Annotated in this window: 24 protein-coding genes and 1 tRNA gene; 15 read left to right on the top strand and 10 right to left on the bottom strand. The window is 41.8% G+C overall.

Annotation, left to right across the window (positions count from 1 at the left end; all coding sequences use genetic code 11):
- Window positions 1-22 precede the first annotated feature (22 nt).
- Window positions 23-505 (top strand): cell division protein ZapA, encoded by a 483-nt coding sequence (locus JMW90_RS05340; RefSeq protein WP_201562030.1) that lies wholly within the window; start codon window positions 23-25, stop codon window positions 503-505.
- Window positions 506-601: 96 nt separating this feature from the next.
- On the opposite strand, the gene JMW90_RS05335 is transcribed toward JMW90_RS05340, so the two are convergent.
- The 4 genes from JMW90_RS05335 to JMW90_RS05320 all read right to left on the bottom strand — a co-directional run bounded on the left by JMW90_RS05335 (window position 602) and on the right by JMW90_RS05320 (window position 5,103).
- Window positions 602-925, bottom strand: coding sequence for a hypothetical protein (locus JMW90_RS05335; RefSeq protein WP_379607706.1), 324 nt, complete (start codon window positions 923-925; stop codon window positions 602-604).
- A gap of 127 nt (window positions 926-1,052) precedes the next feature.
- Window positions 1,053-3,146, bottom strand: coding sequence for a glycine--tRNA ligase subunit beta (gene glyS, locus JMW90_RS05330; RefSeq protein WP_201562029.1), 2,094 nt, complete (start codon window positions 3,144-3,146; stop codon window positions 1,053-1,055).
- 9 nt (window positions 3,147-3,155) lie between these two features.
- Window positions 3,156-4,145, bottom strand: coding sequence for a glycine--tRNA ligase subunit alpha (gene glyQ, locus JMW90_RS05325; RefSeq protein WP_201562088.1), 990 nt, complete (start codon window positions 4,143-4,145; stop codon window positions 3,156-3,158).
- A gap of 745 nt (window positions 4,146-4,890) precedes the next feature.
- A complete protein-coding gene (locus JMW90_RS05320) occupies window positions 4,891-5,103 on the bottom strand; it encodes a PspC domain-containing protein (protein ID WP_201562028.1) in 213 nt (70 codons plus the stop codon).
- A 689-nt stretch (window positions 5,104-5,792) separates the two neighbouring features.
- On the opposite strand from JMW90_RS05320, the gene nadR reads away from it, so the two are divergent.
- The 3 genes from nadR to JMW90_RS05305 all read left to right on the top strand — a co-directional run bounded on the left by nadR (window position 5,793) and on the right by JMW90_RS05305 (window position 8,337).
- Window positions 5,793-6,839, top strand: a complete 1,047-nt coding sequence (gene nadR / locus JMW90_RS05315) for a multifunctional transcriptional regulator/nicotinamide-nucleotide adenylyltransferase/ribosylnicotinamide kinase NadR (RefSeq protein ID WP_201562027.1) — start codon at window positions 5,793-5,795, stop codon at window positions 6,837-6,839.
- 65 nt (window positions 6,840-6,904) lie between these two features.
- Window positions 6,905-7,666: a nicotinamide riboside transporter PnuC gene (gene pnuC, locus JMW90_RS05310; RefSeq protein WP_201562026.1), complete on the top strand. Its 762-nt coding sequence runs from the start codon at window positions 6,905-6,907 to the stop codon at window positions 7,664-7,666.
- A 215-nt stretch (window positions 7,667-7,881) separates the two neighbouring features.
- On the top strand, window positions 7,882-8,337 hold the full coding sequence (locus JMW90_RS05305; protein WP_201562025.1) for an Mpo1 family 2-hydroxy fatty acid dioxygenase: 456 nt from the start codon (window positions 7,882-7,884) through the stop codon (window positions 8,335-8,337).
- Window positions 8,338-8,660: 323 nt separating this feature from the next.
- Here the strand turns inward: JMW90_RS05305 and JMW90_RS05300 are convergent, their stop codons facing one another.
- Both JMW90_RS05300 and JMW90_RS05295 read right to left on the bottom strand, forming a co-directional pair.
- On the bottom strand, window positions 8,661-9,452 hold the full coding sequence (locus JMW90_RS05300; RefSeq protein WP_201562024.1) for a glucose 1-dehydrogenase: 792 nt from the start codon (window positions 9,450-9,452) through the stop codon (window positions 8,661-8,663).
- Between the two features lie 527 nt (window positions 9,453-9,979).
- A tRNA-Gly gene (locus tag JMW90_RS05295) sits at window positions 9,980-10,054 on the bottom strand.
- 642 nt (window positions 10,055-10,696) lie between these two features.
- Here JMW90_RS05295 and JMW90_RS05290 point away from each other — a divergent pair.
- The 4 genes from JMW90_RS05290 to JMW90_RS05275 all read left to right on the top strand — a co-directional run bounded on the left by JMW90_RS05290 (window position 10,697) and on the right by JMW90_RS05275 (window position 13,041).
- Window positions 10,697-11,509: a M48 family metallopeptidase gene (locus JMW90_RS05290; protein WP_201562023.1), complete on the top strand. Its 813-nt coding sequence runs from the start codon at window positions 10,697-10,699 to the stop codon at window positions 11,507-11,509.
- 208 nt (window positions 11,510-11,717) lie between these two features.
- Window positions 11,718-12,062: a BolA family protein gene (locus tag JMW90_RS05285; protein WP_201562022.1), complete on the top strand. Its 345-nt coding sequence runs from the start codon at window positions 11,718-11,720 to the stop codon at window positions 12,060-12,062.
- 84 nt (window positions 12,063-12,146) lie between these two features.
- Entirely contained in the window at window positions 12,147-12,506 is a 360-nt protein-coding gene (locus JMW90_RS05280; protein WP_201562021.1) for a SirB2 family protein, read from the top strand.
- Between the two features lie 133 nt (window positions 12,507-12,639).
- Window positions 12,640-13,041: a hypothetical protein gene (locus JMW90_RS05275; RefSeq protein WP_201562020.1), complete on the top strand. Its 402-nt coding sequence runs from the start codon at window positions 12,640-12,642 to the stop codon at window positions 13,039-13,041.
- 254 nt (window positions 13,042-13,295) lie between these two features.
- Here JMW90_RS05275 and trxC read toward each other — a convergent pair whose 3' ends face one another.
- Together trxC and JMW90_RS05265 are read right to left on the bottom strand one after the other, a co-directional pair.
- Window positions 13,296-13,730: a thioredoxin TrxC gene (gene trxC, locus JMW90_RS05270; RefSeq protein WP_201562019.1), complete on the bottom strand. Its 435-nt coding sequence runs from the start codon at window positions 13,728-13,730 to the stop codon at window positions 13,296-13,298.
- A gap of 95 nt (window positions 13,731-13,825) precedes the next feature.
- Window positions 13,826-14,698: an MBL fold metallo-hydrolase gene (locus JMW90_RS05265; RefSeq protein ID WP_201562018.1), complete on the bottom strand. Its 873-nt coding sequence runs from the start codon at window positions 14,696-14,698 to the stop codon at window positions 13,826-13,828.
- Between the two features lie 243 nt (window positions 14,699-14,941).
- Here JMW90_RS05265 and JMW90_RS05260 point away from each other — a divergent pair, with 243 nt between their 5' ends.
- The 5 genes from JMW90_RS05260 (at window position 14,942) to JMW90_RS05240 (ending at window position 19,298) form a co-directional block, all read left to right on the top strand.
- The gene (locus JMW90_RS05260) at window positions 14,942-15,352 is read left to right on the top strand and encodes an ArsR/SmtB family transcription factor (RefSeq protein ID WP_379607700.1); all 411 of its coding nucleotides are present in this window, start codon (window positions 14,942-14,944) and stop codon (window positions 15,350-15,352) included.
- Between the two features lie 212 nt (window positions 15,353-15,564).
- A complete protein-coding gene (locus JMW90_RS05255) occupies window positions 15,565-17,277 on the top strand; it encodes a SulP family inorganic anion transporter (RefSeq protein ID WP_201562017.1) in 1,713 nt (570 codons plus the stop codon).
- Between the two features lie 179 nt (window positions 17,278-17,456).
- Window positions 17,457-17,783, top strand: coding sequence for a protein tyrosine phosphatase family protein (locus tag JMW90_RS05250; protein ID WP_201562016.1), 327 nt, complete (start codon window positions 17,457-17,459; stop codon window positions 17,781-17,783).
- 137 nt (window positions 17,784-17,920) lie between these two features.
- Entirely contained in the window at window positions 17,921-18,253 is a 333-nt protein-coding gene (locus JMW90_RS05245) for a protein tyrosine phosphatase family protein (RefSeq protein ID WP_201562015.1), read from the top strand.
- A gap of 292 nt (window positions 18,254-18,545) precedes the next feature.
- Complete coding sequence (locus JMW90_RS05240) at window positions 18,546-19,298, top strand: glutathione S-transferase family protein (protein WP_201562086.1); 753 nt, start codon at window positions 18,546-18,548, stop codon at window positions 19,296-19,298.
- Between the two features lie 86 nt (window positions 19,299-19,384).
- Here the strand turns inward: JMW90_RS05240 and ahpF are convergent, their stop codons facing one another.
- Window positions 19,385-20,959: an alkyl hydroperoxide reductase subunit F gene (gene ahpF, locus JMW90_RS05235; protein ID WP_201562014.1), complete on the bottom strand. Its 1,575-nt coding sequence runs from the start codon at window positions 20,957-20,959 to the stop codon at window positions 19,385-19,387.
- Between the two features lie 524 nt (window positions 20,960-21,483).
- On the opposite strand from ahpF, the gene JMW90_RS05230 reads away from it, so the two are divergent.
- Entirely contained in the window at window positions 21,484-21,732 is a 249-nt protein-coding gene (locus JMW90_RS05230; protein WP_201562013.1) for an HP1242/YdcH family protein, read from the top strand.
- A gap of 159 nt (window positions 21,733-21,891) precedes the next feature.
- Here the strand turns inward: JMW90_RS05230 and ahpC are convergent, their stop codons facing one another.
- Entirely contained in the window at window positions 21,892-22,458 is a 567-nt protein-coding gene (ahpC, locus tag JMW90_RS05225) for an alkyl hydroperoxide reductase subunit C (protein ID WP_201562012.1), read from the bottom strand.
- Between the two features lie 266 nt (window positions 22,459-22,724).
- Between ahpC and JMW90_RS05220 the strand changes: the two genes are divergently transcribed.
- Window positions 22,725-23,633, top strand: coding sequence for a hydrogen peroxide-inducible genes activator (locus JMW90_RS05220; protein WP_201562011.1), 909 nt, complete (start codon window positions 22,725-22,727; stop codon window positions 23,631-23,633).
- Window positions 23,634-23,854: the final 221 nt, after the last annotated feature.

The following is a 23,854-nucleotide window of genomic DNA, read 5'->3' as shown; positions in this document are numbered from 1 at the left end:
ACCAGACATTGTAGGATTTATCATGACCGACAACCATAACAAAACCACAGAAAAACAGTCGCAAACCAGTCCAGTAAAAAACGCTCAAGTAGAAACCAATCAAGTAAAAAACAGTCAGGCACAAAAAACTGAACCTCAAGCACAAAGTACTGCATCAAATAATGCAAATACGCAAAGCAGCGCTGCCACTAAAGTGCATAGCGCACCGGAACCACAAATTAAAAAAGTCGATATTGCGATAGCAGGGGTGACTTATCCAATTTATTGCCCAGTACATGAGCAAGAAGAGTTACGTTCAGCAGTTTCTTATATCAATGACTATGCGCTAAATTTAAAGAGAGATGCACCAAGCCTTAGCCAAGAAAGCTTATTGGTACTATGCTGCTTAGATTTATATGAGAAAATCCAAACTCATGAAAGAAATGAAGAAGATCGCGGGCAGCAGGACAAGCAATCTGTAGCTCTACTGAATAAAGTCATCCAAGACGCTCATTCTATTTTATAAACCAACGCTGTTGTTGATGCTTATAAATACATCAAACGCTTAGTTTTATAAACTAAGCGTTTTTTATGGTCAATAGATAAGTCTATTTTATACTTCTTATTGATACGTTTTGCCTGCATGAAAATCTGCTTGGTGTTCATAATTGCAAAAGAACAGCTCGCCAGATGCTGATTTATCCATACTCTCTGCCGCTATGTTGGGATCAGTATCGCCGCTGACATCAATCGTTTTAGCGTTCACATCGTTTTCAAGCACGCCGCGATACTCAGCCAAGCTATTGCCACAAAAGTCACACTGACGCGGTGTAATGACATCACCTTTTTTTGGCATCATGCTTTTGGGCGCGCGCGGGTACATAAACTTATAGAATCCCCACATCGAAGCCCAGATAATGAGGATGATGATAATAACAGCTGACACGGCAGAACTCCTTCAAATATGGCTGAATACATTATAAACTCAACACTTCAGAATAGTCATATAAAAAACTGGCTACAGTGAGCCAGTTTTTTTAAAATTGCATGATGTGACAACTATGCTCACAATATTATAATTGCAACTCACTAATATCAGCAACCGTCAAGAACAAGGCTCGCACTCGTTTGAGCAGTGCTAAGCGATTGGCTTTGAGCGCTACATCTTCACTATTGACCATCACATTATCAAAGAATTGCGTCAATGGCTCATCTAAGCTAATAAGCGTCTGCAATACTTGCGTATAGTCAGCTTGCTCAAGTAATGGGGTGACATCCAATTGCGCTTGTTGCACAGTTTGATATAGAGACCTTTCAGCATCTTCAGTCAGTAATGATGCTTTGACATCATCAGCTACCGCGCCTTCAGATTTCGCCAAAATATTGGCAACTCGCTTGTTTGAATCTGCTAACATCGACGCTTGTGGCAATTCGCTAAATGTTTGTACTGCACGAATACGCTGATCAAAATCAAGTGGCATATGTGGATTAATCGCCTGTACTGCTTGAATAGTATCAACGCTAACGCCTTGCTCGGTATACATCGCACGATAGCGCGAGTTTAAGAACGCCATCACTTGAGTAAACGTATCGCCCATCTTGTCAATCTTTCTACTATCGCTAGAGCTATAGCCTTTAATCGCTTGCTCGACCAACGCTACCAGATTAATCGGCAACTGCTTCTCGATTAAAATACGCAAAATACCAATCGCTGAACGACGTAAGCTGAACGGATCTTTTGAGCCAGTCGGCGCTTGACCAATGGCAAAAATGCCCACTAGTGTATCTAAGCGATCCGCCAATGCTAAGCAAATCCCAACCGCTGTCTGTGGCAATACATCGCCGCTGAACTTGGGCAGATATTGCTCTTCTAGACTTGCTGCAACCGCTTCAGGCTCATTATTCAGACGCGCATAATACGTGCCTGCAATGCCTTGCAATTCAGGATACTCACCGACCAGTGAGCTTGCCAAATCTGCTTTGGACAAAATCCCCGCACGCACCGTTTCATCGATATCGATCTCTTGCCCTTGCTGCTGCATTAACGCCGCGATAAAGGCCGCAAGCTTGGCAATACGCTCAGATTTTTCCCAAATCGTACCCAGCTTATCTTGGAAGACGCGAGTTTTGAGACTTTCTGTCAGTGCAAATAATGGCTGTTTTTGATCTTGTAAAAAGAAAAACTCTGCATCAGCTAAGCGCGGACGCACAACCTTCTCATTGCCTTCAATAATTTGATTGGGGTCTTTCGATTCAATGTTGGTGATAAAAATAAAATAAGGCTGCAATTTACCTGCTTTATCCGTTAAGCAAAAATATTTTTGATCCGCTTGCATGGTAGAGATAAGCGCTTCTTGTGGTACTTGTAAAAAGCGCGCCTCAAAGCTGGCACGCAGGGCAATGGGGAAATCAACCAAGGCGGTAACTTCATCTAACAAACTCTGCGGTACAATAGCGTCCGAGTTTACTTCATCTGATAATGCTTTAACTTGATTTTTAATCAGCATTTGACGTTTATCAAAATCTACCACCACTTTTAAACCATCAAGCAGTTGCTCATAATCGTTGGCATGCGTAATAGTATAATATTCAGGGCTGTGAAAGCGATGACCACGCGTTTTATTGCCTGTCTCATGACCTTGGATAGTCGCATCGATGACAGCATCATCTTGCATCAATACTGCCCACTGTACTGGACGCACGAATTCATTGCGGCTCGCGCCTGAACGCATACGTTTAGCAATTGGCAGATTATCAAGTGCGGTTTGGAATATCGCAGGTAACAGCTCAGTGGTCGCCTGCCCCTGAATAGTCTGCACATAACCGATATAATCACCTTTATCAGTATTGATGGTGCTCAGCTCGCTTGCTTCAATACCTAAGCCTTTTGCAAATCCCATTGCAGCGCGCGTTGGATTACCATCAGCATCGAATGCCGCTTTAATCGCAGGACCACGTTTTTCTTCAGTGCGATCCGGCTGCTTAGCGCTAATACCTTCAATCTGTATCGCTAAACGACGCGATGCTGCAAAGGCTTTGATGCTATCAAAGGTAATATCAGCTTCCGTCAACTGCTCAATAACACTGGCTTGTAGCGCATCACGTAGAGGTTTTAGGCTTTTTGGAGGTAGCTCTTCACACCCCAGTTCAAATAAAATGGTACTCATGGGATGCTCCTATTTATTGTTATTAGTAGATTGACTGTCATCGGTAGCTTGCTTGCTTTCTGTACTCTCAACGGTTTCTTCTTTTGGCAAATACTTATCAAGCGCCGCTTGACGATGGGCCTCGTCCGCCAGTGGGAAGCCTAGCTTGGCGCGTGCTTCAACATAACCAAAGGCAACCTTACGTGCCAGAGTACGTACGCGTAGGATGAAACGCTGACGTTCGGTCACTGAAATCGCACCGCGTGCATCAAGTAAGTTAAAGGCATGCGAGGCTTTTAGTACCATCTCGTAAGCTGGCAATGGTAAGCCAGCTTCAACCAGCTTATCCGCTTGCTGCTCATAAAAATCAAACATCTGCCCCATCATCGGCACATCGGCGTGCTCAAAGTTATAAGTAGATTGCTCAACTTCGTTTTGATGGAAGACATCGCCGTAAGTGACGCGACCAAACTCACCATCTGCCCAGACCAAATCATAAACGCTATCGACGCCTTGTACATACATCGCTAGACGCTCAAGACCATAGGTAATCTCGCCGGTCACGGGGAAACACTCAATACCGCCCACTTGCTGGAAGTAGGTAAACTGCGTTACTTCCATACCGTTTAGCCAAATCTCCCAGCCAAGACCCCACGCTCCTAGCGTTGGCGACTCCCAGTTATCTTCAACAAAACGTACATCATGCACCAATGGATCAATGCCAATGGCTCTTAGCGAGTCTAAGTATAGCTCTTGGATATTGGGTGGATTGGGCTTTAGCACGACTTGAAATTGATAATAATGTTGCAAGCGATTTGGGTTATCACCATAACGACCATCGGTTGGGCGACGCGATGGCTGTACATAAGCCGCATTCCAGCGCTCAGGACCTAATGAGCGCAAAAAAGTCGCCGTATGAAAGGTGCCTGCGCCAACTTCCATATCATAAGGCTGCAAGATAACGCAGCCCTTGTCGGCCCAATAATTTTGTAACGTTAAGATCAAATCTTGAAAGGTCATCGGTTCGGCGTGCTTCGCGTGGGATGTCATAGTTTGAGACGCCATAGTTTGGGTTGTCATAATAAAGCCACTGTGAATGAGTGTTATAAAATAAATCTTTGATGGCGCTCGTATCGCCTACAAGGCAACGAGGCTATTTGCCTGCTTAGCTTTTGCCTGCTTACCTTACTAAAAATTGACTATTTTATCTATATCTACCTGAACTAAATTTATATCGTATGGTCGGTTCAAGATAATTTAGATACCAGAAAGGCGAATGAAAGTACTATAGTCAGTGAAAAGTAACATCGACACATTATGTACTGCTGGTATCAATTTTTCTTGCTTGCTGTGCCCATGCAGACAGAGGCTGCAAAAAATTTGTACCCACAGTACCGTAGCGTTTTTAGAGTATTTTAACTATACGTATAGCAAAATAAGCGAGCCTGATACGGTATCTGACTTATATAGGAGTGCCAATATGCAAAAATAGCCAGCATGCAAAAATAGCCAGCGTTATGACTCATTTATGGGTAAATTCTGATATCGCAAACACCAATAGTGCAAATAAAAAAATACCCAAATGCGTGAGCATTCGGGCAGGAGGAAAGGTATGTCTTTGGCATCCTGATTGATCAGGCTTTTTGTTTTTTAGTCGGCTTTTATTTTTTTATTGCCTTATTTTTCAAACTTAGCTTTTTAGAACTTAGCTTTTTAGAATTGATTGCTTTGGAAAAACCTAAATTCATTCATACTTATCTCAACTTTATTGATACGATTGGTTGGTCGCTTTTGGCATGATGATCCATAAAATGATATAAATCAAAATACCAGGTACTCCTGCACTCAAGGTTGAAACAATAAAAAACAGTAACCTTACCCACGTTGGTGACCAGCCGACATATTCTGCAATGCCGCCCATCACGCCCGCAATCATGCGATTGTTCTGTGAACGATGTAATTTTGCTAACTTAGCCAAATCAAATACCTCTTTTTATATTTATTTTAGTACGGTTCTTATAAACGGCTTTATTATTTTATTCTGAAGACGTTAAAGCTGTCTTGTGCTTACCTTTGAACTTATAAATTATTATAGCAAGCATTTATATTCTATCTGTTGAGTATATAGACGTACTTTGTGAGTTTATGCTACTTAAGCTTACCCTAACCTCTCATTAACTCTCGTAAACCCCTGATTTTAAATAGTTATTTCAAAATGTTTCGGAGATAGCTTTGTTTCTCGCATATTACAAATTTTGTTACATATAGGATATTCTCTCATTAAACCAAACGCTTAGACTCTATTATTCCATCTTAAAAATGATGGGTTATTTATAAGAGCCACAGTCTGATAAAACGCAAATGTGATAAACACATAAATCATGATTTTGTTAAAAAATATGTCATGAAAAGTAATATCGACACATTAGGTACTGCTGGTATCAATTTTTCTTGCTTGCTGTGCCTACGCAGACAGAGGCTGCAAAAAATTTGTACCCGCAGTACCGTAGCGTTTTTAAGATATTTTGACTATACGCTATGAAATAACGCCAATTTACAATAATCTACGGGTAAGTCATCGAAAACCTTTATACCATGCTCATAAATACCGAAAACTCTAGACCACTAAAAATAAATTGCACTCAGTAAATGTAAATAAGGACAGCTATGTACGAGTCAGGATTGATGATTGGGCATTTTGAGCCGCTACATTTAGGACACATGCGCAGTATATTGGACGCAGCAGGACAAGCAAAAACCTTACATATCGTCATCATGGCGCATCCTTCACCACATCCAGATTTTAAAATTACTTTGCAAGATAAAGCACGCTGGTTGCAGATGGCATGTGCAGATTTGCCTTTTGTTCATATTCATACCACTGATGAGATTGAGCTGCCAGTACATGAAAGCTTCGCCGATGTGACCATTGATATTACTGTCAGCAATGCCAAGCTGAAACGTCTAGCAGAGGCGTTAAATTTACCAGCCAAAACCGTATTATTTGTCGCACAGAATCATCCATTGGCACAGTCTGCTTTTTGTAAGCAGCTAACCATGCAGATAGTTACGACCACATTACAGCCTGAATTTGACTCTTATGCTATTGCACGCAATCCGGTCGCCCATTGGTCAGCGCTACATCCACAAGCACGCAGTGACTATACTAAGACGGTTGCTATCGTCGGCGGAGAAAGCTCAGGTAAGACCACACTGGTACACAAACTTGCCAATTATTACGGTGCCAGTTTTGCGCTTGAGATGGGGCGGGTTTATGTCGTTACAGATTTGGGCGGCACCGAAATTGGGCTACAATACAGTGATTACGGTCCCATTGCCCTGCACCATGCGCAAGCCATTCGTGATGCTAAAAGCGCCGCCACAGCGCCCGTAACGATTATTGATACCGATTTTGTGACAACCCAAGCATTTTGTGAGGAATACGAAGGTCGCAGCCACCCTTTTATGGCGGCTTGTATTGATGAGTTTCGTTTAGACCATACGATTATGCTCGATAACAATACGCCATGGGTTGACGATGGCATGCGCTCTTTGGGCACACCTGAAGCACGTAGTCGTTTTGAGCAGCGGCTATTGGATATTTTTGCCCGTCATTATATCGAGCCGCATATGATTGATCAGCCAGATTATGATGCGCGCTATCAGCAGGCGTTATTATTCATCGACCAGTATGTTTATGGTCAACAGCGGTAATAGATAGCCATCTCCCAATGAAAAAACCTTTCTGACACCATTATTTATTTTAGGAATATAACGCTATGCGCATTCAGCTACTAGACAATATCACTGGAAAATGGGCCATACAATGGATTGTCATTTGGTTCGTTTTCGGCGTGCTTGCTCTATCTGCAGGATTTTGGCTGACCACCGAACATACGACGCTCGATTGGTTTTACTTAGGCGTGTCTTTCATTGGACTGGTATGTGTCGTGTCGCTGTCCTTTCGAAAAAATATCTTAGGTAATGGCTTTGGTATGGGCGCGACAGCTGGTGAAGTCGTTGTACAAGCGACCTCTGGCGCTGTCGGTCTGATGCTTGCGCCATTGTTCAATTTCTTTACCCACGTTTATGGTATTTTTTATTGGTCAAAGCATACCGATGCCGATGGTGATATGGTACCCAAATCTGCGAGCAAATGGATTTGGCTACTGACCATTAGCTTTATGGTGATTGGACTGGCATTATTTCCAACGGTTAATAATCTATTGGCAAGCTATGGTTATGCTGTCGTTGAAGATGATAATAGTAAATTTTTGGGCCTTATCTCTTTCTTTTGGATTAACGTCATCGCCTTTGTGCTTTCTATCACCGCTCAGGCAGCAATGATTCTGCGTTATTCTTTTAACTGGTGGTTATGGATTTTGTCCAACTTCGTCTGGCTGACCGTAAACCTCATGTCTGGCAATTATATCTTTGCCATTCAGACCATGGTTTATCAAGTAAACTCGTTTGTCGGGCTCTATGAATGGTATCGCAGTGAGCAAGAATCGATAGAGACACCAATACACATCAGAAAATAAAGAGCAATAGGCCGATTCTATATGAAAAATAGTGTGGCACTTCAGCTTGAGTAAATGAAAGAATTTTAGATTTTACATTTTAGATTAGAGTATTTGACTCTACGGTCTAACAGATAAAATGGCGGATTGCTCCGATTAGTGCTACAACTGGTAGTTGCAAGTAGATCAGTTTTTTATCTATTATCAGCCATTCATTTACTAACAGGGAGGTTAGTATGTCTCGTAATCGTCAACCACGAATGTCCAAACGCACGCTTGAGCAATGGCTCAGTGAGTACTCGGTCAGTCATCAAAACCTTATCAATAAAAAAATCCATTGGCTTTGTGTTCCGGCTATTTTTGTCAGTTTACTCGGGATGGGAATGTCGCTATCTGTCTGGTTTACCTTGATAATGAGCGCCTTGGTACTGTTATTTTATATGCGCTTATCGACGCCACTATTTATGGCGATGGCCATGTTTATCTTAATCTGTATTTCAGTAATGGCGTTATTGCCTTGGGGTTTTAAAGTTTGGGCATCCCTCTTTGTGGTCGCATGGATTGGACAGTTTATCGGTCATAAAATCGAAGGTAAAAAACCGTCTTTTTTTGAAGATTTAAAATTCTTGCTGATTGGTCCAGCATGGGTTGCCAATAGCTTAATGGGTCGTAAGCGCGCCAGTGAATCATAGCTAAATTAAATAATGAGAGTCGATATTATTTTTAATGTTATTTTCTAAACTATTTTTTTCTATATTTTTAATATAGCCAATTCTAAATAAAAGGGATACGTCAAAAGTTGCGTTTATACAATAAAGAAACGGCACCCAATCTCTTATTAAGTGCCGTTACTATAGTCAGTCCTAAATAAAAGAAATACAAATGTTATAAAGCACTACTGGGGTTAATTTTTCTTGCTTGCTGTAGCTAGCCGACAGAGGCTGCGAATAATTAATCCCAATAGTTCTGTACTCTTTTAAAAGTGGATCACCTATATCGTAAAAGCTACTGTCTATTAATCCAAAGTCTGCACACCACCGCCATTCACAAATATGGTCTGACCGCTCACCCAAGTCGATATCGGCGCAGCAAAATACAACATAGCACCGGCGATATCATCAGCTTCACCTAGACGTTTAATAGGCGTATTTGCTAACATTTTCTTCTCAATCTCTGGCGTTAGTACTGTTTTTAAAGCATCAGTACGCGTCGCCCCTGGACCGACCGCATTGACACGCACTTCAGGACCAAAATCATGGGCTAAGTTTGCCACCATGTGATTGACCGCCGCTTTGGAGCCTGCATAGCCACTCATATTTGGGCTTTTATTGATACTTGACATCGAAGTGGTAAATACAATCGAGCCATACCCTGACGCTTTCATATGCGGCGCGCACAATTGACTCAAGCGCCAACCACTAAAGACGTTTAATTCAAAATCACGGCGAATGTCATCGACCGATGCTGTATCTGGGTTTTCACGACCGCCGCCACCGCCGCCTGCATTGTTGATTAAGACGTTCACAGACCCAAACTCAGCGACCACTTTATCGACCATAGCGACCAAATCATCATCTTTTAAAATATTACATTCTACGGCAAGCGCTTTGACACCAAGCGCCTCAATATCTTTTACCGCTGCTCGTGCATCTTCAAGTTTTAAATCGGCAATGGCAATGTTAGCACCCGCTTCTGCCAAACGTAGCGCCGTGGCTTTACCGATGCCATTTGCACCGCCCGTCACAATGGCAACTTTACCTGACAAATCGAATAGTTCGTTAAACGCTTTATGTTGAAATTCTTGCATAATGATTCCTTAGTATAATTGTGCTCAGCTCATTTACAGCACTATTGAATAGATAAGTACTAATATAGTCAGGGAAAAGTAATATCGATACATCAAGTACTGCTGATATTAATTTTTCTTGCTTGCTGTGCCTACGCAGACAGAGGCTGCAAAAAATTTATACCAGCAGCACTGTAGCGTTTTTAAGATACTGTAACTATAGATAGGTACTGAAAGTAGCTAGCTAATACATGCATTAATCTTAAGATTAAGCAGTTGCCAATATAACCATTTTCAATGCGATTGTAATCGCCGCGCTGACTAGAAATAATTATGCGTGGGATGGCTTGTTTTAATGTGCTAGGTTCATGCACTTTTTGTAATGATTTATAGTTGACCGATTATCGTGCCACTATAGGCATTGCCATGAGCTGCATATACTGCTAACTGATTGTTAACTCAAATTTTAGACACTTAGATTAACCCATAAAAAAAGCCTCACTTCTTATTATAAGAAGTGAGGCTTTAGTGCTTTTTCAAGCCATATTTGGAGCGGGAAAAGAGATTCGAACTCTCGACCCCAACCTTGGCAAGGTTATGCTCTACCACTGAGCTATTCCCGCTGAATCAATTCGTAAGTCATTTACTACTACGTCTCGATAGGCTGGCTATTTTAGCAAATATCCTGAGCGTGTCAACAGGTTTTTTTAAATTTTTCAACAGTGTTGCTACTTTTAGGCTTTTATTAAAACAGTAATGCTCACATATAATTGATTTTATGGTTTATTTTTTAATCGTCAATACGCAATTATTTTTATAAATCATTGGCCTACTTCGCTCTTTAGCCTAGTGTATCTTTGCTGAACCATACTATCAGCATATAGTTGATCCATTTTTAAAACGATACAGTGCTATTGGCTATAATTTTTTCTTGCTTGCTGTTCGCAGGCGTGACAGAGGCTGCAAAAAGTTTATAGCCAATAGCATATTATTACAATCGTAGCGCTTTTATTTTGAACTGACTATATTATGCAGTGGTGTCACTTACAATCCTACCTTGTATTGTTACTTTTGCTCTATTGGTTTTCAACAGTTAACATAATTATACTTATGCACAAGAACGGTTCAGGTAGAATTTCACTGTTTTAGTAGATTGTGAGAAGGTAGTAGAACGTCAATAATAAGCTTCCCTTGCCTCTACTCTATCAACATTGATTTTATTTACTTTTATTTTCCCACTTATTCTTATAGCGAGGACCTTTACTATGAAAAAATTACTTACCACGACAGTCATGGCGGCTTCATTGTCAGCACTGGCACTAACAGGCTGTACTAGCACAACCAGTACGGGTGCGGTCGGCGTTGATCGTCAGCAGCTGCTATTGGTATCGAGCGAGCAAGTATTGCAGCTATCAGCGCAGAGCTATAATAAAACGGTACAAGAAGCAAGAGCGCGCCGTTTGCTTGATACCAATACCGCTCAGCTGAATCGCCTTAAAAAAATCTCTAATCGTTTGGTCGGTCAAGTTGGCGTCTATCGCCCTGATGCTGCAAAATGGCCATGGGAAGTACACACGATTAAATCTAACGAGCTGAATGCGTTTGTCATGCCGGGCGGTAAAATTATGTTTTACACAGGCATTATTGATCGTCTGAATTTAACTGATGACGAAATCGCTGCGATTATGGGTCATGAAATGTCTCATGCCCTACGTGAGCATTCACGTGAACGTCTATCACGCCAATACGCGACTCAGACCGGTATCGGTGTTGCAGCAAGTATCTTTGGTCTGTCACAAGGACAAGCTCAAATTGCAAACGTTGCAGGAGACTTAGGTCTTAGCCGTCCGCACAGTCGTACCCAAGAAGCTGAAGCGGATCAGATTGGTCTTGAGCTAATGGCACGTGCAGGATACAATCCACAAGCCGCTATTACCTTGTGGCAAAAAATGCAGCGCGCCAGCCAAGGCGAGCCACCACAATTTTTAAGCACTCACCCAAGCAGTAACAATCGTATCGCTGAGTTGCAGTCATTGATGCCAAAGGTGATGCCTCTCTATCAAAGAGCACGTCGTTAAGAGTGTTTGTTAGGCAGAGCTTTTGAAGCAGATAATCATAAATTAAGACAAGCAGAGCCTACATCATCATGTGGCGCTCTGCTTTTTTATACCTGTCACTCATAGAATTCAGTCCATTAATACCCTGCAGACTCACTATCGGCGTCTGCTATAATGGCGACAATATATTGTCTAACGATAATCATGCGTAATAGAATAAAGGATTGTTATGACTACCATCACCCCTACTACCAATATCACCCCTACTGCTGACGCCCTTAGTCATCAGCTGCAAGAATTACAACCGCTACATATGCAACTGGTTAATGAATCCATGAATCATGCCGGTTACTTTGATGGTAAAGAGAGTCATTTTAAACTTATCATGGTCAGTGACGCCTTTACAGGCAAGCGCTTGGTTGCCCGTCATCAAATGGTTTATCATTTGGCAGATGCGTTATTGACCTCAAAAGGTGGTCAAATTCATGCGTTGGCGATTCACGCCTATACACCGACAGAGTGGCAAGGTCAAAACCCTGATAGTCCGTTATGTGCTGGACAGAATAAAGGCTAAGAATAAAGCTAAATGGTGCTTATTTTTTATAAATTATTAGACGTTATAGATGACAAAATGCAATTTTAAAGGAAACTATATTCAATGAAACACTTACATATGCTCATGGCTGTGCTGTTGATTGTGCTGTTTTTATATCAAAGCTATCTGGTATTAAGCGCCAACAAGCAAGCACCGCGCGTGGTCAAGATATCGTCGCATATCCTCTACGCTGTTATCATTCTTTCCGGCGTTGGGATGCTGATGCAATTGATGAGTGCCAATGCACCTGTACAGTGGGTATTTGCCAAAATCATCTTGCTTGTGGCTGCTATCAGCGCCAGTATAAAAGCCTTTAATAATACGGCAACAGCCAGTCAAAGAAAAACCGGTATTCTCATTGCTGGGGCAGCATACGTGGGTATTGTGATACTTGCCTTTACCAAACCGGGTAACTTATTCTAATCAGTGCATAGATAAGCACAACTATCTCTGCAATGAAGATGACTAAATATTCTATGTATTTTCAATATCTTAATCAGATTATTTTTGCTATCTTAAATAAATAAAAACGCAATGTTAGCCTACTGGAGCCGCTATGAAAACTTTTACTGTAACAGCACTACTAGCAACCGCTGGCATCTTTGGTCTCTCAGGCTGTGCTTCTACGGGCAATATTACGCCGCAATATATCCCGCCAAGCACCTATCAGAGCTATGATTGTCAAGCACTAAATCAAGAGTATGTCCGTGTTAATAGTTACGTAAACGCTGCCCGCAACGAGCAATCAACCTTAGCATCGACAGGCGTTGGTGTTGGGATATCGGCAGGGCGCTGGGGCATATCCCCCAATATCAGCTTTGGGGTTGGTCAAAGCAACAATACTAAAGCTCGCGATGCCAAGTTATCGCGTCTGTACGGCGAACGTGATGCAATTGTTCAATCCGCTCGTATTCAGCGCTGTAGCTTTGCCAATGGCATCAAGATTTATGGTGAGTAGACTAAAAATGCTTTAATCTATTAAGCAGAATAAAAAAGCCAATACGCGATACACGTATTGGCTTTTTGTTGGATTCAATAAAGTCAAACTTATTAGCGAGCATGTATAGTCAGGGAAAAGTAATATCGATACATCAAGTACTGCTGATATTCATTTTTCTTGCTTGCTGTGCCTATGCAGACAGAGGCTGCAAAAAATTTATATCAGCAGCACTGTAGCGTTTTTGAGATATTTTAACTATAGATCAATTATAACTACTTCAAGCTCTGTACCCATTGTACGATTTGGTGGCTTGGTAATGCACCTGACTGCCGCGCTACCTCTTTACCATTTTTAAATGCCACCATTGTAGGTAAGCTGCGAATATTATAAGGTGCTGCCGCTTGCTCATATTTATCGGTTTGTATCTTTGCAAACACGACTTGCGGTAACTGGCTGGCAGCTGTCTTAAACTCTGGCGCCATCATAAGACAAGGCTGACACCAACTGGCCCAAAAATCAACGATGGTCAGCACTTGATTTTTTTGGATGACTTTATTAACGGTTTGCCCGTTCAGCTCATGAGGAATAGCGGTGAATAACTGCTGAGCACATTTACCGCATTTTGCGGCTGCCGTTAATTTGGTCGCTGGTACGCGATTGGTCGCTTGGCAATGTGGACATACCACGTGAGAGTTTGGCTCACTCATTTTATATCTCCTACTTTAGTATTTTTGCTCTTTTACTTTTATTTGCACGGCTCAGCCGCTTCTAGTAAATATACCACAATCTTGTCTCCATACAGTTACTCTCCAAGGATATTGATAGGTACTTTTAGATAACGTGTACCATTGTCCTCAGGTTTCGGGAAATGACCGGCATCGATATTGACTTGTACTGCTGGAATAATAAGCCTTGGCATCTCAAGATTGGCATCACGGCGCTCACGCATCTCTACAAACTCAGCTTCATTAATACCATCTTTTACATGGATATTGCCTAATTTCTGCGCGGCAACCGTCGTGGTTGGGCAATGTTTGCGACCTTTACTTGGATAATCATGACACAGGTACATCATGGTATCGTCTGGCAATTCGAGCAGTTTTGTAATCGACTGATATAGAGTTTTGGCATCTCCGCCTGGAAAATCACAGCGCGCCGTACCCACATCAGGGGCAAACAAAGTATCACCGACAAACATCAGGGTTTTTTCATCGTCAGTGACAAGATAAGCCATGTCAGCACGCGTATGACCGGGGACATACATAGCGGTAATCGTAATGGCACCAAGCGCTAAAGTATCGCCATCATCGGTCAAAACATCAAACTGACTGGCATCGGTGCGAAAACTGCTATCAAAGTTAAAAATCTGCTTAAATATTTTTTGTACTTCAGTGATGTGCTGACCGATGACTAACTGCCCGCCAAGTGTCTCTTTGACATGAATAGCTGCCGATATATGATCAGCATGTGCATGGGTTTCGATGATATAGATCAGCTCCCATCCATGTTCTTTGACAAATTTAACCACCTCATCGACGCTCGTCGTGCTAGTACGTCCTGACTTGGCATCAAAATCCAATACGGGATCAATAATCGCACACACTTGCTGTTCAACGTCGGCAAGCACATGAGTATAGGTTTCTGTATCGCTATGTAAGAATGAATGAACTTGCATGGCTACTCTCCACTTTTCCAGGGATGTTCTAATTTTCGATAAATTGTTACGTATAATAGGGCGGTATCTATCGTAATTAAGATAAGTTGATTAATTGGCTATGAATATCAATATAGCAATTATTTTGTAATATATAAATTTATATAATGTAAATAATGATAAATTGCTATATATCACAATATCACTGATAATTAACCCTATACGCTTATCTATAAACTTTCTATTTATCTTATCCTTTATATCTTGTTTCTTCATATCTTGTCTAAGGAGTTCGCTCTGATTACCTCTACTTCAGCATTGAGCACATTTGATACCAATAGTGACAGCAATGATGGCTTTACGCCAAAAGACCTTGCTGAAAAAATGCAACAAGCATCGATGCAAGCCAGCCAACTGCTCAAGTCATTATCGCATCCTAATCGCCTGTTACTTCTGTGTCAGTTGACCCAAGGAGAGTACTGCGTCAGCGAGCTTGAAAGCTTAGTTGGCGTTGGTCAGCCAAGCTTATCGCAGCAGCTTGGTATTTTGCGTAAAGATGAGCTGGTGACCACACGCCGTGAAGGCAAGCAAATTTATTACAGTATCGCTAGTGATGATGCGTTAGCCGTACTAGAGCTGTTGTATCAGCGTTTTTGTGCTCCTGCTAAGGCATAGCGGGTTGGCTACGCCTTGTTGACTAGATTCTAGTTTTTATGAACATTTTTTATTGTGAGGACGTACTGCTATAGTTGATCCACTTTTAAAAGAGTACAGCAATACTGGGGTTAATTAGTCGCAGCCTCTGTCGGCTAGCTACAGCAAGCAAGAAAAATTAACCCCAGCAGTGATTGATAACATTTGTATTTTTTTTATTTAGGACTGCGTATATGCCCTCTATCGCTACTCGACTGATTCCGGTTTGGTTACGTCAATACCAGTTATCTGCCTTGCCAGCCGACATGATTGCAGGGATAGTGGTTGGTGTGCTCGTTATTCCGCAAAGCTTGGGCTACGCGGTATTGGCAGGACTGCCGCCAGTGTATGGCTTATACGCTGCTATCGTGCCTGTGGCGATGTATGCGTGGCTAGGCTCTAGTAATGTACAGGCTGTTGGACCTGCTGCTGTGACCGCCATTATGACTGCAAGTGCGCTGCATCCTTATGCGGATAAAGGCGCTGAGCAGTATGTATTGATGGCAGCTTTGCTGGCGTTGATGATGGGCGCTATTTTATGGCTGGCAGGACAGCTAAAGCTGGGCTGGATTATGCAGTTTATTAGCCGCGGCGTCTCTGCTGGATTTATCAGTGGTGCCGCTGTGCTTATCTTTATAAGCCAGCTTAAGTATTTGACTGGTATACCTATTTCAGGCGATGGCTTAATTGGTTATCTATCGAGTATGAAAATGTATGCCAGTCAGCTGCATCCGTTGACGTTAGTGATTGGCATGAGCGCCTTTATACTCATGGTGCTGAATCGTTATGGTAAGCAATGGGTTTGGCGCTCTTGGCTGTCCCCATCCTATGCCAAATGGGCAGAGCGCCTATTTCCACTGATTCTGCTCACTATTGCCATCGTTTTGAGTACTATTTTGCATTGGACGACAAGGGGTGTGGCCACTATTGGTAGTGTACCGCAAGGACTGCCAAGCTTTACAGCGCCGTATCTGCCAGACTTTGATGAAGCGCTCAACCTATTACCGACGGCTGGACTGATGGCGCTGATTGCCTTTGTATCGAGCAGCTCTGTTGCTAGTACTTATGCGCGTTTGCGTGGTGAGGTATTTGATGCCAATCGCGAGCTTACTGGGCTTGGACTTGCTAATGTAGCTGGCAGCTTTTTTCAAAGCTTCCCCATCGCTGGCGGGTTTTCTCGTACCGCCATCAACGTTGACTCAGGCGCCAAAACACCTTTATCGAGCTTGGTTACAGTGCTTGTTATGATTGCCGCCTTGATAGCATTTGGCTATATGCTCGCTCCACTGCCCTATGCGATTTTGGGCGCAACGATCATGGCTGTCATCATCAGTCTTATTGACATAGCGACGTTGAAGTCGGCATGGCACCGTGACCGCTTAGATGCAGCGAGCTTTATCGCCGCTTTTGCCGGTGTGCTGATATTTGGATTAAATACAGGACTGGTGATTGGACTTATGGTGTCGTTTGCTAGCCTAATTTGGCAGTCAAGCAAACCGCATGTTGCTATCGTTGGTCAGCTAGCAGGTACGGGGCATTTTCGTAATATCAATCGTCATGATGTCGTGACCTTTCATAATCTGTTGATGCTGCGCGTTGATGAGAGTGTGTTTTTTGGCAACAGTGAATCGGTACATCGCCACGTGGTACAAGCCACGCGTCAATATCCAGAGGCAAGCGAGATTATTCTTATCATGTCAGCGGTCAATCATATAGATTTGACCGGACAAGAGATGCTAATCAGCTTAAACAAAGAGCTTTTGAATCAAAACAAGCATTTGAGCTTTAGCTTTATCAAAGGACCTGTGATGGATATCATTGAGCACACACCAGTGATTACTGATTTATCAGGGCGCGTTTATTTAAGCACTATGGATGCGGTTAATGACTTAAAAACCACTCATTAACGTCATTTGTGCTATTTATTAGGCCAAGAATAATTATTGGCTATCTATAACATATAGATATGATAAAAGCTGTGTTATGCTAAATTATTAGGGCCAGTAGAGAACAAATACCAGCCCGCAGTTTTTTTTAAACGAATTATAATCTCTACTCTTTTTTATAACTTTTATTGATATTACTTATGACCGATGACTTAACCATTTATAAGCAAATTTATCCAAGCCAATGTATCAAAATTGCAGAGCTTGGGTATTGTTCTGTGCTCAATATTCGTCCTGATGCCGAGACAGAAACCCAGCCCAATAGCTGTGATTTGGCACATGCAACTGCCAAAGCCAATTTGACCTATCATCATTTGCCATTTGATGATGAACGCTTAAGTAGGGCAACTGTCGAGCAGTTTGCTGCTTTTTATCGTACGATGCCCAAACCCATATTGATGTTCTGTGGTACAGGCGCGCGCGCCAAACTACTGTATCAAAGCGCATTGATGCAAGGGCTGCTATAAGCATTGATATAAAAGCATTGATATAAAAACGCAATAAAGCTTACATACTTTATCTTTAGAAAGTTATCCATTGCCCTTAGGCTTTGTATTCTCGTACTATCCATTTAATTTTAATATAAAAAATACAAGGAGCTCTTATGAGCCATCAAGTGAGTATTACCGGACAAATCACCCCTGACCAAGTACCGATGATTGCAGAAAATGGCTTTAAAACCATTATTAATAATCGTCCAGATGGTGAAGAGCCGAACCAGCCAACCAGTGCTGAGATTGCTGCTGCCGCTGAAAAAGCAGGACTTGCTTACAAAGAAGTGTCTTTTGCTGGCAGTGAGCTTAATCAAACTCACGTTGAAGAGTTTGCTGACTTTTTTAATCAAGCCGAGCAGCCAATGCTGATATTCTGCCGTACGGGTAATCGCTCAACCGGTATCTACGAAGCAGCCAAGCGCATGGACTTGTTAGACGACTGATATCATAATCAATAACGTAAAGCCATAAACCAAGAAGCCCCTATAAATATATAGGCGTCAGTACATTGCAGATCATGGCCCTACTCGCTGCCGTATATGACGTACTGATGTATGGGGTTGCGCTGCCCATTATTTTTCTTATTAGAAGTAAGCATTGAGTAAGTAAGCCTCAACGAAGCTATAAGCTATGCCCGTCCAAATTTAGGATGGGCATTTTTTTGAAATTACTGAACTATAGACTGGTTGATCTCTAATATTGAGAATATAATAAAACGCTACTTAATATGACCTAATAGGATTTTATGATGCAAAACCGCTACTTATTATCGGTAATAAAAACTATTCATCATGGTCACTGCGAGCTTGGCTACTACTCAAGGCATTCAATATTGACTTCGATGAGCAACTGATTGAGCTGTTTCATCCATCAGCGACACCCATTCTCAATGAACATGCGCCAACAGGAAAAGTGCCGGTTTTGGTCTATGGTCAAGGTGATGAAAAAGTTACGATATGGGATACGTTAGCGATTGCCATTCATGCCAATGATTATCTGACAGACTTAGATATTTGGACAGGATTGAGTAAGTCTAATACTGAGAGCGATACTAGCAACAGAATAAATAGCGCTTATTGTCAAAGCATCATCGCTGAGATGCACTCAGGGCTAATGGGTATCCGTAGTGACATGCCGATGAACATCAGAGCGACTGCTAAAATACGTCCGAGTGCCGCTTGCTTAGCCGATATTGCCCGTATTGAGCATATCTTTGCAGAGTGTTTAACAAACAGATCATCAGATAGCTATTTGTTTGGTCATTTTACTGCCGCTGATGCGTTTTTTGCTCCTGTTGTTTTACGGCTACAAACCTACGTCAAGGCTTCAGGAATCATATTAACACCGCTTACTGAACAATATTGTCAGACTATTCTAAACAATCCCCATGTCCAAGCATGGCAAAAAGCAGCACTTAAAGAAACTCGCATCATTGAAGAAGATGAGGCAGGTGAAATACTATTTGTAGAAGGGATATTAGCTAAATAACATTTACTTAACGTCTATAAGTAACAAAGCTCCGATACCTATTAGGATATCGGAGCTTTTTATTTTAGAAGATATTAAAGACTGACTTACTGCATAACCAAGTATTCGAACGCTGATAATGCCGCCTTTGAACCTTCACCCATCGCAATGTTAATCTGCTTAAACGGTACGGTCGTGACATCACCACAAGCAAAGATACCTTTGCGATCCGTACGGCAGCGCTCATCAATTTCAATCTCACCAAAGCGGTTTAAATCGATGAAGCCTTTGACAAAATCACTGTTGGATATTAAGCCAATCTGCACAAACACCCCTGCAACATCAAGCTCTTTATTCTCGCTGCTACCACGATCTTGATAGACGATGGACGACACTTTACCATCAGTCGCTTTGATTTCTTGGGTCGCTGCACTGGTAATGATATCGATATTTGCCTTTTCTTTGGCTTTATTAATCAATACCTGATCCGCTTTCAAATCATTAGCAAACTCAAGCACGGTCACATGCTTCACGATACCAGCCAAATCTAATGCCGCTTCGATACCAGAGTTACCACCACCGACGACGGCAATATCTTTACCCTTAAAGAATGGACCATCACAGTGCGCACAGAAAGCCACGCCTTTACCGATGTTTTCTTCTTCGCCAGCGACCCCAAGCTTACGCCACTGCGCACCAGTCGCCAAGATAATACTACGCGTCTCAAAGGTCTCACCGGTATTTAGATGAATGCGATAGTTTTCATCAGCCGTTTCACTAATCTCTTTGACGCTGACGTGCTCTTTAAGCGTGATGTTATATTCGCGCAAGTGCGTTTCAAAGTTTGCCGATAGCTCACCACCTGTCGTTAAAGGTACTGAGATTAAGTTTTCAATATCTTGGGTATCTTTTACTTGCCCACCGATACGGTCAGCAACCATCGTCACTTTTAGACCTTTGCGCGCGGTATAAATCGCCGCAGCAACCCCAGCAGGACCCGCACCAATAATCGTCACATCTTGTTGCTCTAACTGCTCAGCATCATCAGCTTCTGCTAACAAATCAGGGAATTGCTCTTGTAACTTCTCAATCAATTTAGCTGTATCAATCAGACCATTAGCAAATGGCTTACCGTTTAAGAATACTGCTGGAACACCTTGGATGTTATTGGCATCGACTTGCTCTTGGAACAATGCACCATCGATCATCTCATTGCTGATATCATCGTTTAGCAGCGCGAATTGGTTCAGCGCTTGCACAACTTCTGGACAGCTGTGGCAAGAAAGCGACACATAAGTTTGAAACTGTAGTGGCTTATTAAAGCGTTTAATCAGCTTTTGAATGCCTTCATCGAGTTTTAACGTATGACCACCCGCTTGCAAAATCGCCAATATCAATGAAGTAAATTCATGACCACCAGGAATACCACTAAAGACTATACCCGTATCCGTCAACGCACCCTCGATATGACTGATTACTTTAAAACTGATTGGACTTGGTAAGCTATCATCGTTAGCTTGTGTATCAAAATGAATCTTATCGGTCGTACCAGCGATTTTAGTCAAAAAATCAATAAGCTCAGCACGCTTGCTGTGCTCGCCATTACCTAAGACAAAGCTGATTGGGCGGGTCATATTTACGCTATAGCTCTTTACGGCATCTAATAAGCTTTGGTCTATCATAATTGTTCCTTGTTATTATCGAATATGTAACGTCAGCGTCTAAGCTACGCATTTAAATAGGTAAGAGTCATATGCCAATACTGCTATTTATAGGCGGCATATAACCTCTGATTGGTCTATTATCAAAGGTTTGAGGATTTGGAGCAAGCGGATAAACTCAAACCTTATGTTTTATAAAACCTATCATAAAACGTTATTAATATTTAATTTTAAAATTACCTCTAAATGATAATCAATACTAACTATAGTATCTAGGTATTTTTTTCGCTACAATCGAATGATGCGAATAGAGGAATTCTAGGCGTGTTATGGCAGATTTACTTTTATAAGTATTTGATAACCCTGTTTATTAACCGTACTTTTAAAAAGTAAATTCGCTGGCATTAAGCCTCATCGTTACTCAATTAAATAACGGTTTGGTTCCATAAAATCTAAGTCTCATAATCATAGTAATTCATCAAAACAAGTTTACGACCATGCGCGAATGCTTATGCAGGCTTGCGCTTCATAACAAGGATGACAAGATGAGAAAGACAGATACATGGCAAGATAACAAAGATATTATTTGCGAGCTTAAGCAAAAAGACAGTCACTTTGCAACTATCTTTGATGAGCATACCCAGCTAGACCAGCAAATCAATCAGCTTGATAAAGATGTGGTCACGCACGCTAGCCGTGAAGAAGAAATCGAGCAGATGAAACGGCGCAAGCTGCATCTAAAAGATGAGCTTTATAAAATAATCGATAAAAATAAATTAGGATCTCATGCCTAGATAACGGCCGTTTTAGATGATTAGATATCATAGAAGCTTATAAGATTAAAATAAAAAAAGACCCCATTAGCATAAGTTAATGGGGTCTTTTTTATACTTTATTTAGCATGATGAATAAGCAGATACTGCCTTTTTTCACACTATCCAAGCGATTGTCGCTTAGATTTTACCAACCAGATCAAGACTTGGTTTTAAAGTTTCTTGACCAGCTTCCCAAGCGGCTGGGCAAACTTCGCCGTCGTTTTCACGAACGTATTGTGCCGCTTTTACTTTACGTAGCATGTCTTTTGCACTACGGCCAATACCGCCAGCATGAATCTCAGCAACTTGAATTAAGCCATCTGGATCTACTAAGAATGTACCGCGCTCAGCCAGACCTGCTTCTTCAATCATGACGTTAAAGCCACGAGTAATACGACCAGTAGGATCGCCGATCATTGGGTAAGTTACTTTACCGATTGCTTCTGAAGAATCATGCCATGCTTTATGGGTGAAATGGGTGTCGGTCGATACTGAGTACACTTCTACGCCTAAGCCTTTTAGCTCGTCGTAATGAGCTGCCATGTCTTCAAGTTCTGTTGGGCAAACAAAGGTAAAATCGGCTGGGTAAAATAGGAAAATCGCCCAGCTACCTTTTACGTCTTCAGAGGTGATAGTTTTGAATTCACCGTTTACAAACGCATCTGCTGAAAATTCTGGGATTTCTTGATTGATAATAGACGCCATGAGTGGCTCCTTTATAGTTAGGTTGATTGGAATTTATTGATAGGCTTGTTTCTATTAACCCTTTTACTATCTGGGCTACCTGACAAACTATACGCGAATCTTATGGTTAATCCAGTTAAAAGTTTTTAATGTGATGTTTTGTTTTATTAAACTTGTTAAACTATTCTATCTGCTTTTTTATCCGTACATCAGTATTAAATTGATAGTGTACACAAGATAAATGAGTAAAACAAATTACATGAAAAACCCAATTATAGAGAGGTTTTATGATTACTTTACGTCAACTCGAGTTCGCCTTAGCCGTCGCTAAACACCGCCATTTTAAGCGCGCAGCAGAGGATTGCAATATCTCACAGTCTGCATTAAGCCTCGGTATTGCAGAGTTAGAGAAGCAGCTCGATACCCAGATTTTTGAGCGCAATAATAAGCAAGTATTAATTACGCCTATTGGTGAAGATATCTTGGTTCGGGCGCAGCGGGTGTTTTCTGAAGTCAACGACTTGACCACGCGCGCGCATAGCCATCAATCGCCGCTTGCCTATCCTATGACCGTTGGGATTATTCCAACGATTGCGCCCTATCTGCTACCAAAAGTGTTGCCTGCGCTGCGTGAGTACTATCCAGAATTTCGCATGACCATCGTCGAACAACAAACTGAGCGCTTAATTGAACAAGTGCGTTACGGTCATATTGACACCGCTATTATTGCGCTGCCTTATGCGGTAGATGGCTTGCATAGCTTTGAGTTTTGGAGCGAGGATTTTTTTGCAGTGTTCCCAACAGATGATGTGCATGCCAAGCTCAAAACCATCAACGCTGATGAACTGGCAACGGCAAATCTTATGCTACTTGGCGAAGGGCATTGCTTAACTGACCAAACGCTATCTGTCTGCCATTTTGACCGCGCGCAGATGAAATCCAGCTTTTCAGATGCCAGCTTAAATACATTAATCCAAATGGCACTTGCCAATATGGGTACGACGCTAGTACCAGAAATGGCCCTCAATCAATTGCATCTACAAAACCAAAATGCGGTAGCTATACCATTAGCAGAAAAAGGTCCCCATCGTCATATTGCCTTTGTCACGCGTCTAAATTATGCCCGCGTCGATGATGTCAATTTGCTTGGTAAAGTATTTAAACAGGCATTTGAAGGTGCTGCCAACAAGGACTAAGACCACGATGATAGAAAATAAAAACCATCATGAATAATGAGGGTTTTTAAGCAGATAGCTTAACTATAGTCAGTCCTAAGTAAAAGAAATACAAATATTATCAAGCACTACTGGGGTTAATTTTTCTTGCTTGCTGTAGAGCTAGCCGACAGAGGCGGCGAATCATTAACCTCAGTAGTGCTGTACTCTTTAACAGTGGAACAACTATATGGCTGATTTTT

It is taken from the genome of Psychrobacter glacincola (genome assembly GCF_904846215.1).
In the GTDB taxonomy this organism is placed as follows: Bacteria; Pseudomonadota; Gammaproteobacteria; order Pseudomonadales; family Moraxellaceae; genus Psychrobacter; species Psychrobacter glacincola.
This window is presented reverse-complemented; position numbering and strand designations above follow the sequence as displayed.

Excerpts from the sequence above, each read along its gene's own strand:
- glyQ (WP_201562088.1), bottom strand. The coding sequence starts at position 4,145 with ATGACCTTTCAAGATTTGATCTTAACGTTACAAAATTATTGGGCCGAC.
- JMW90_RS05220 (WP_201562011.1), top strand. The coding sequence starts at position 22,725 with ATGATTACTTTACGTCAACTCGAGTTCGCCTTAGCCGTCGCTAAACAC.
- JMW90_RS05280 (WP_201562021.1), top strand. The coding sequence starts at position 12,147 with ATGAAACACTTACATATGCTCATGGCTGTGCTGTTGATTGTGCTGTTT.
- JMW90_RS05300 (WP_201562024.1), bottom strand. The coding sequence starts at position 9,452 with ATGCAAGAATTTCAACATAAAGCGTTTAACGAACTATTCGATTTGTCA.
- ahpF (WP_201562014.1), bottom strand. The coding sequence starts at position 20,959 with ATGATAGACCAAAGCTTATTAGATGCCGTAAAGAGCTATAGCGTAAAT.
- JMW90_RS05250 (WP_201562016.1), top strand. The coding sequence starts at position 17,457 with ATGACCGATGACTTAACCATTTATAAGCAAATTTATCCAAGCCAATGT.
- JMW90_RS05230 (WP_201562013.1), top strand. The coding sequence starts at position 21,484 with ATGAGAAAGACAGATACATGGCAAGATAACAAAGATATTATTTGCGAG.
- JMW90_RS05265 (WP_201562018.1), bottom strand. The coding sequence starts at position 14,698 with ATGCAAGTTCATTCATTCTTACATAGCGATACAGAAACCTATACTCAT.
- JMW90_RS05255 (WP_201562017.1), top strand. The coding sequence starts at position 15,565 with ATGCCCTCTATCGCTACTCGACTGATTCCGGTTTGGTTACGTCAATAC.
- nadR (WP_201562027.1), top strand. The coding sequence starts at position 5,793 with ATGTACGAGTCAGGATTGATGATTGGGCATTTTGAGCCGCTACATTTA.
- glyS (WP_201562029.1), bottom strand. The coding sequence starts at position 3,146 with ATGAGTACCATTTTATTTGAACTGGGGTGTGAAGAGCTACCTCCAAAA.
- JMW90_RS05245 (WP_201562015.1), top strand. The coding sequence starts at position 17,921 with ATGAGCCATCAAGTGAGTATTACCGGACAAATCACCCCTGACCAAGTA.
- ahpC (WP_201562012.1), bottom strand. The coding sequence starts at position 22,458 with ATGGCGTCTATTATCAATCAAGAAATCCCAGAATTTTCAGCAGATGCG.
- pnuC (WP_201562026.1), top strand. The coding sequence starts at position 6,905 with ATGCGCATTCAGCTACTAGACAATATCACTGGAAAATGGGCCATACAA.
- JMW90_RS05275 (WP_201562020.1), top strand. The coding sequence starts at position 12,640 with ATGAAAACTTTTACTGTAACAGCACTACTAGCAACCGCTGGCATCTTT.
- JMW90_RS05285 (WP_201562022.1), top strand. The coding sequence starts at position 11,718 with ATGACTACCATCACCCCTACTACCAATATCACCCCTACTGCTGACGCC.
- JMW90_RS05290 (WP_201562023.1), top strand. The coding sequence starts at position 10,697 with ATGAAAAAATTACTTACCACGACAGTCATGGCGGCTTCATTGTCAGCA.
- trxC (WP_201562019.1), bottom strand. The coding sequence starts at position 13,730 with ATGAGTGAGCCAAACTCTCACGTGGTATGTCCACATTGCCAAGCGACC.
- JMW90_RS05305 (WP_201562025.1), top strand. The coding sequence starts at position 7,882 with ATGTCTCGTAATCGTCAACCACGAATGTCCAAACGCACGCTTGAGCAA.
- JMW90_RS05340 (WP_201562030.1), top strand. The coding sequence starts at position 23 with ATGACCGACAACCATAACAAAACCACAGAAAAACAGTCGCAAACCAGT.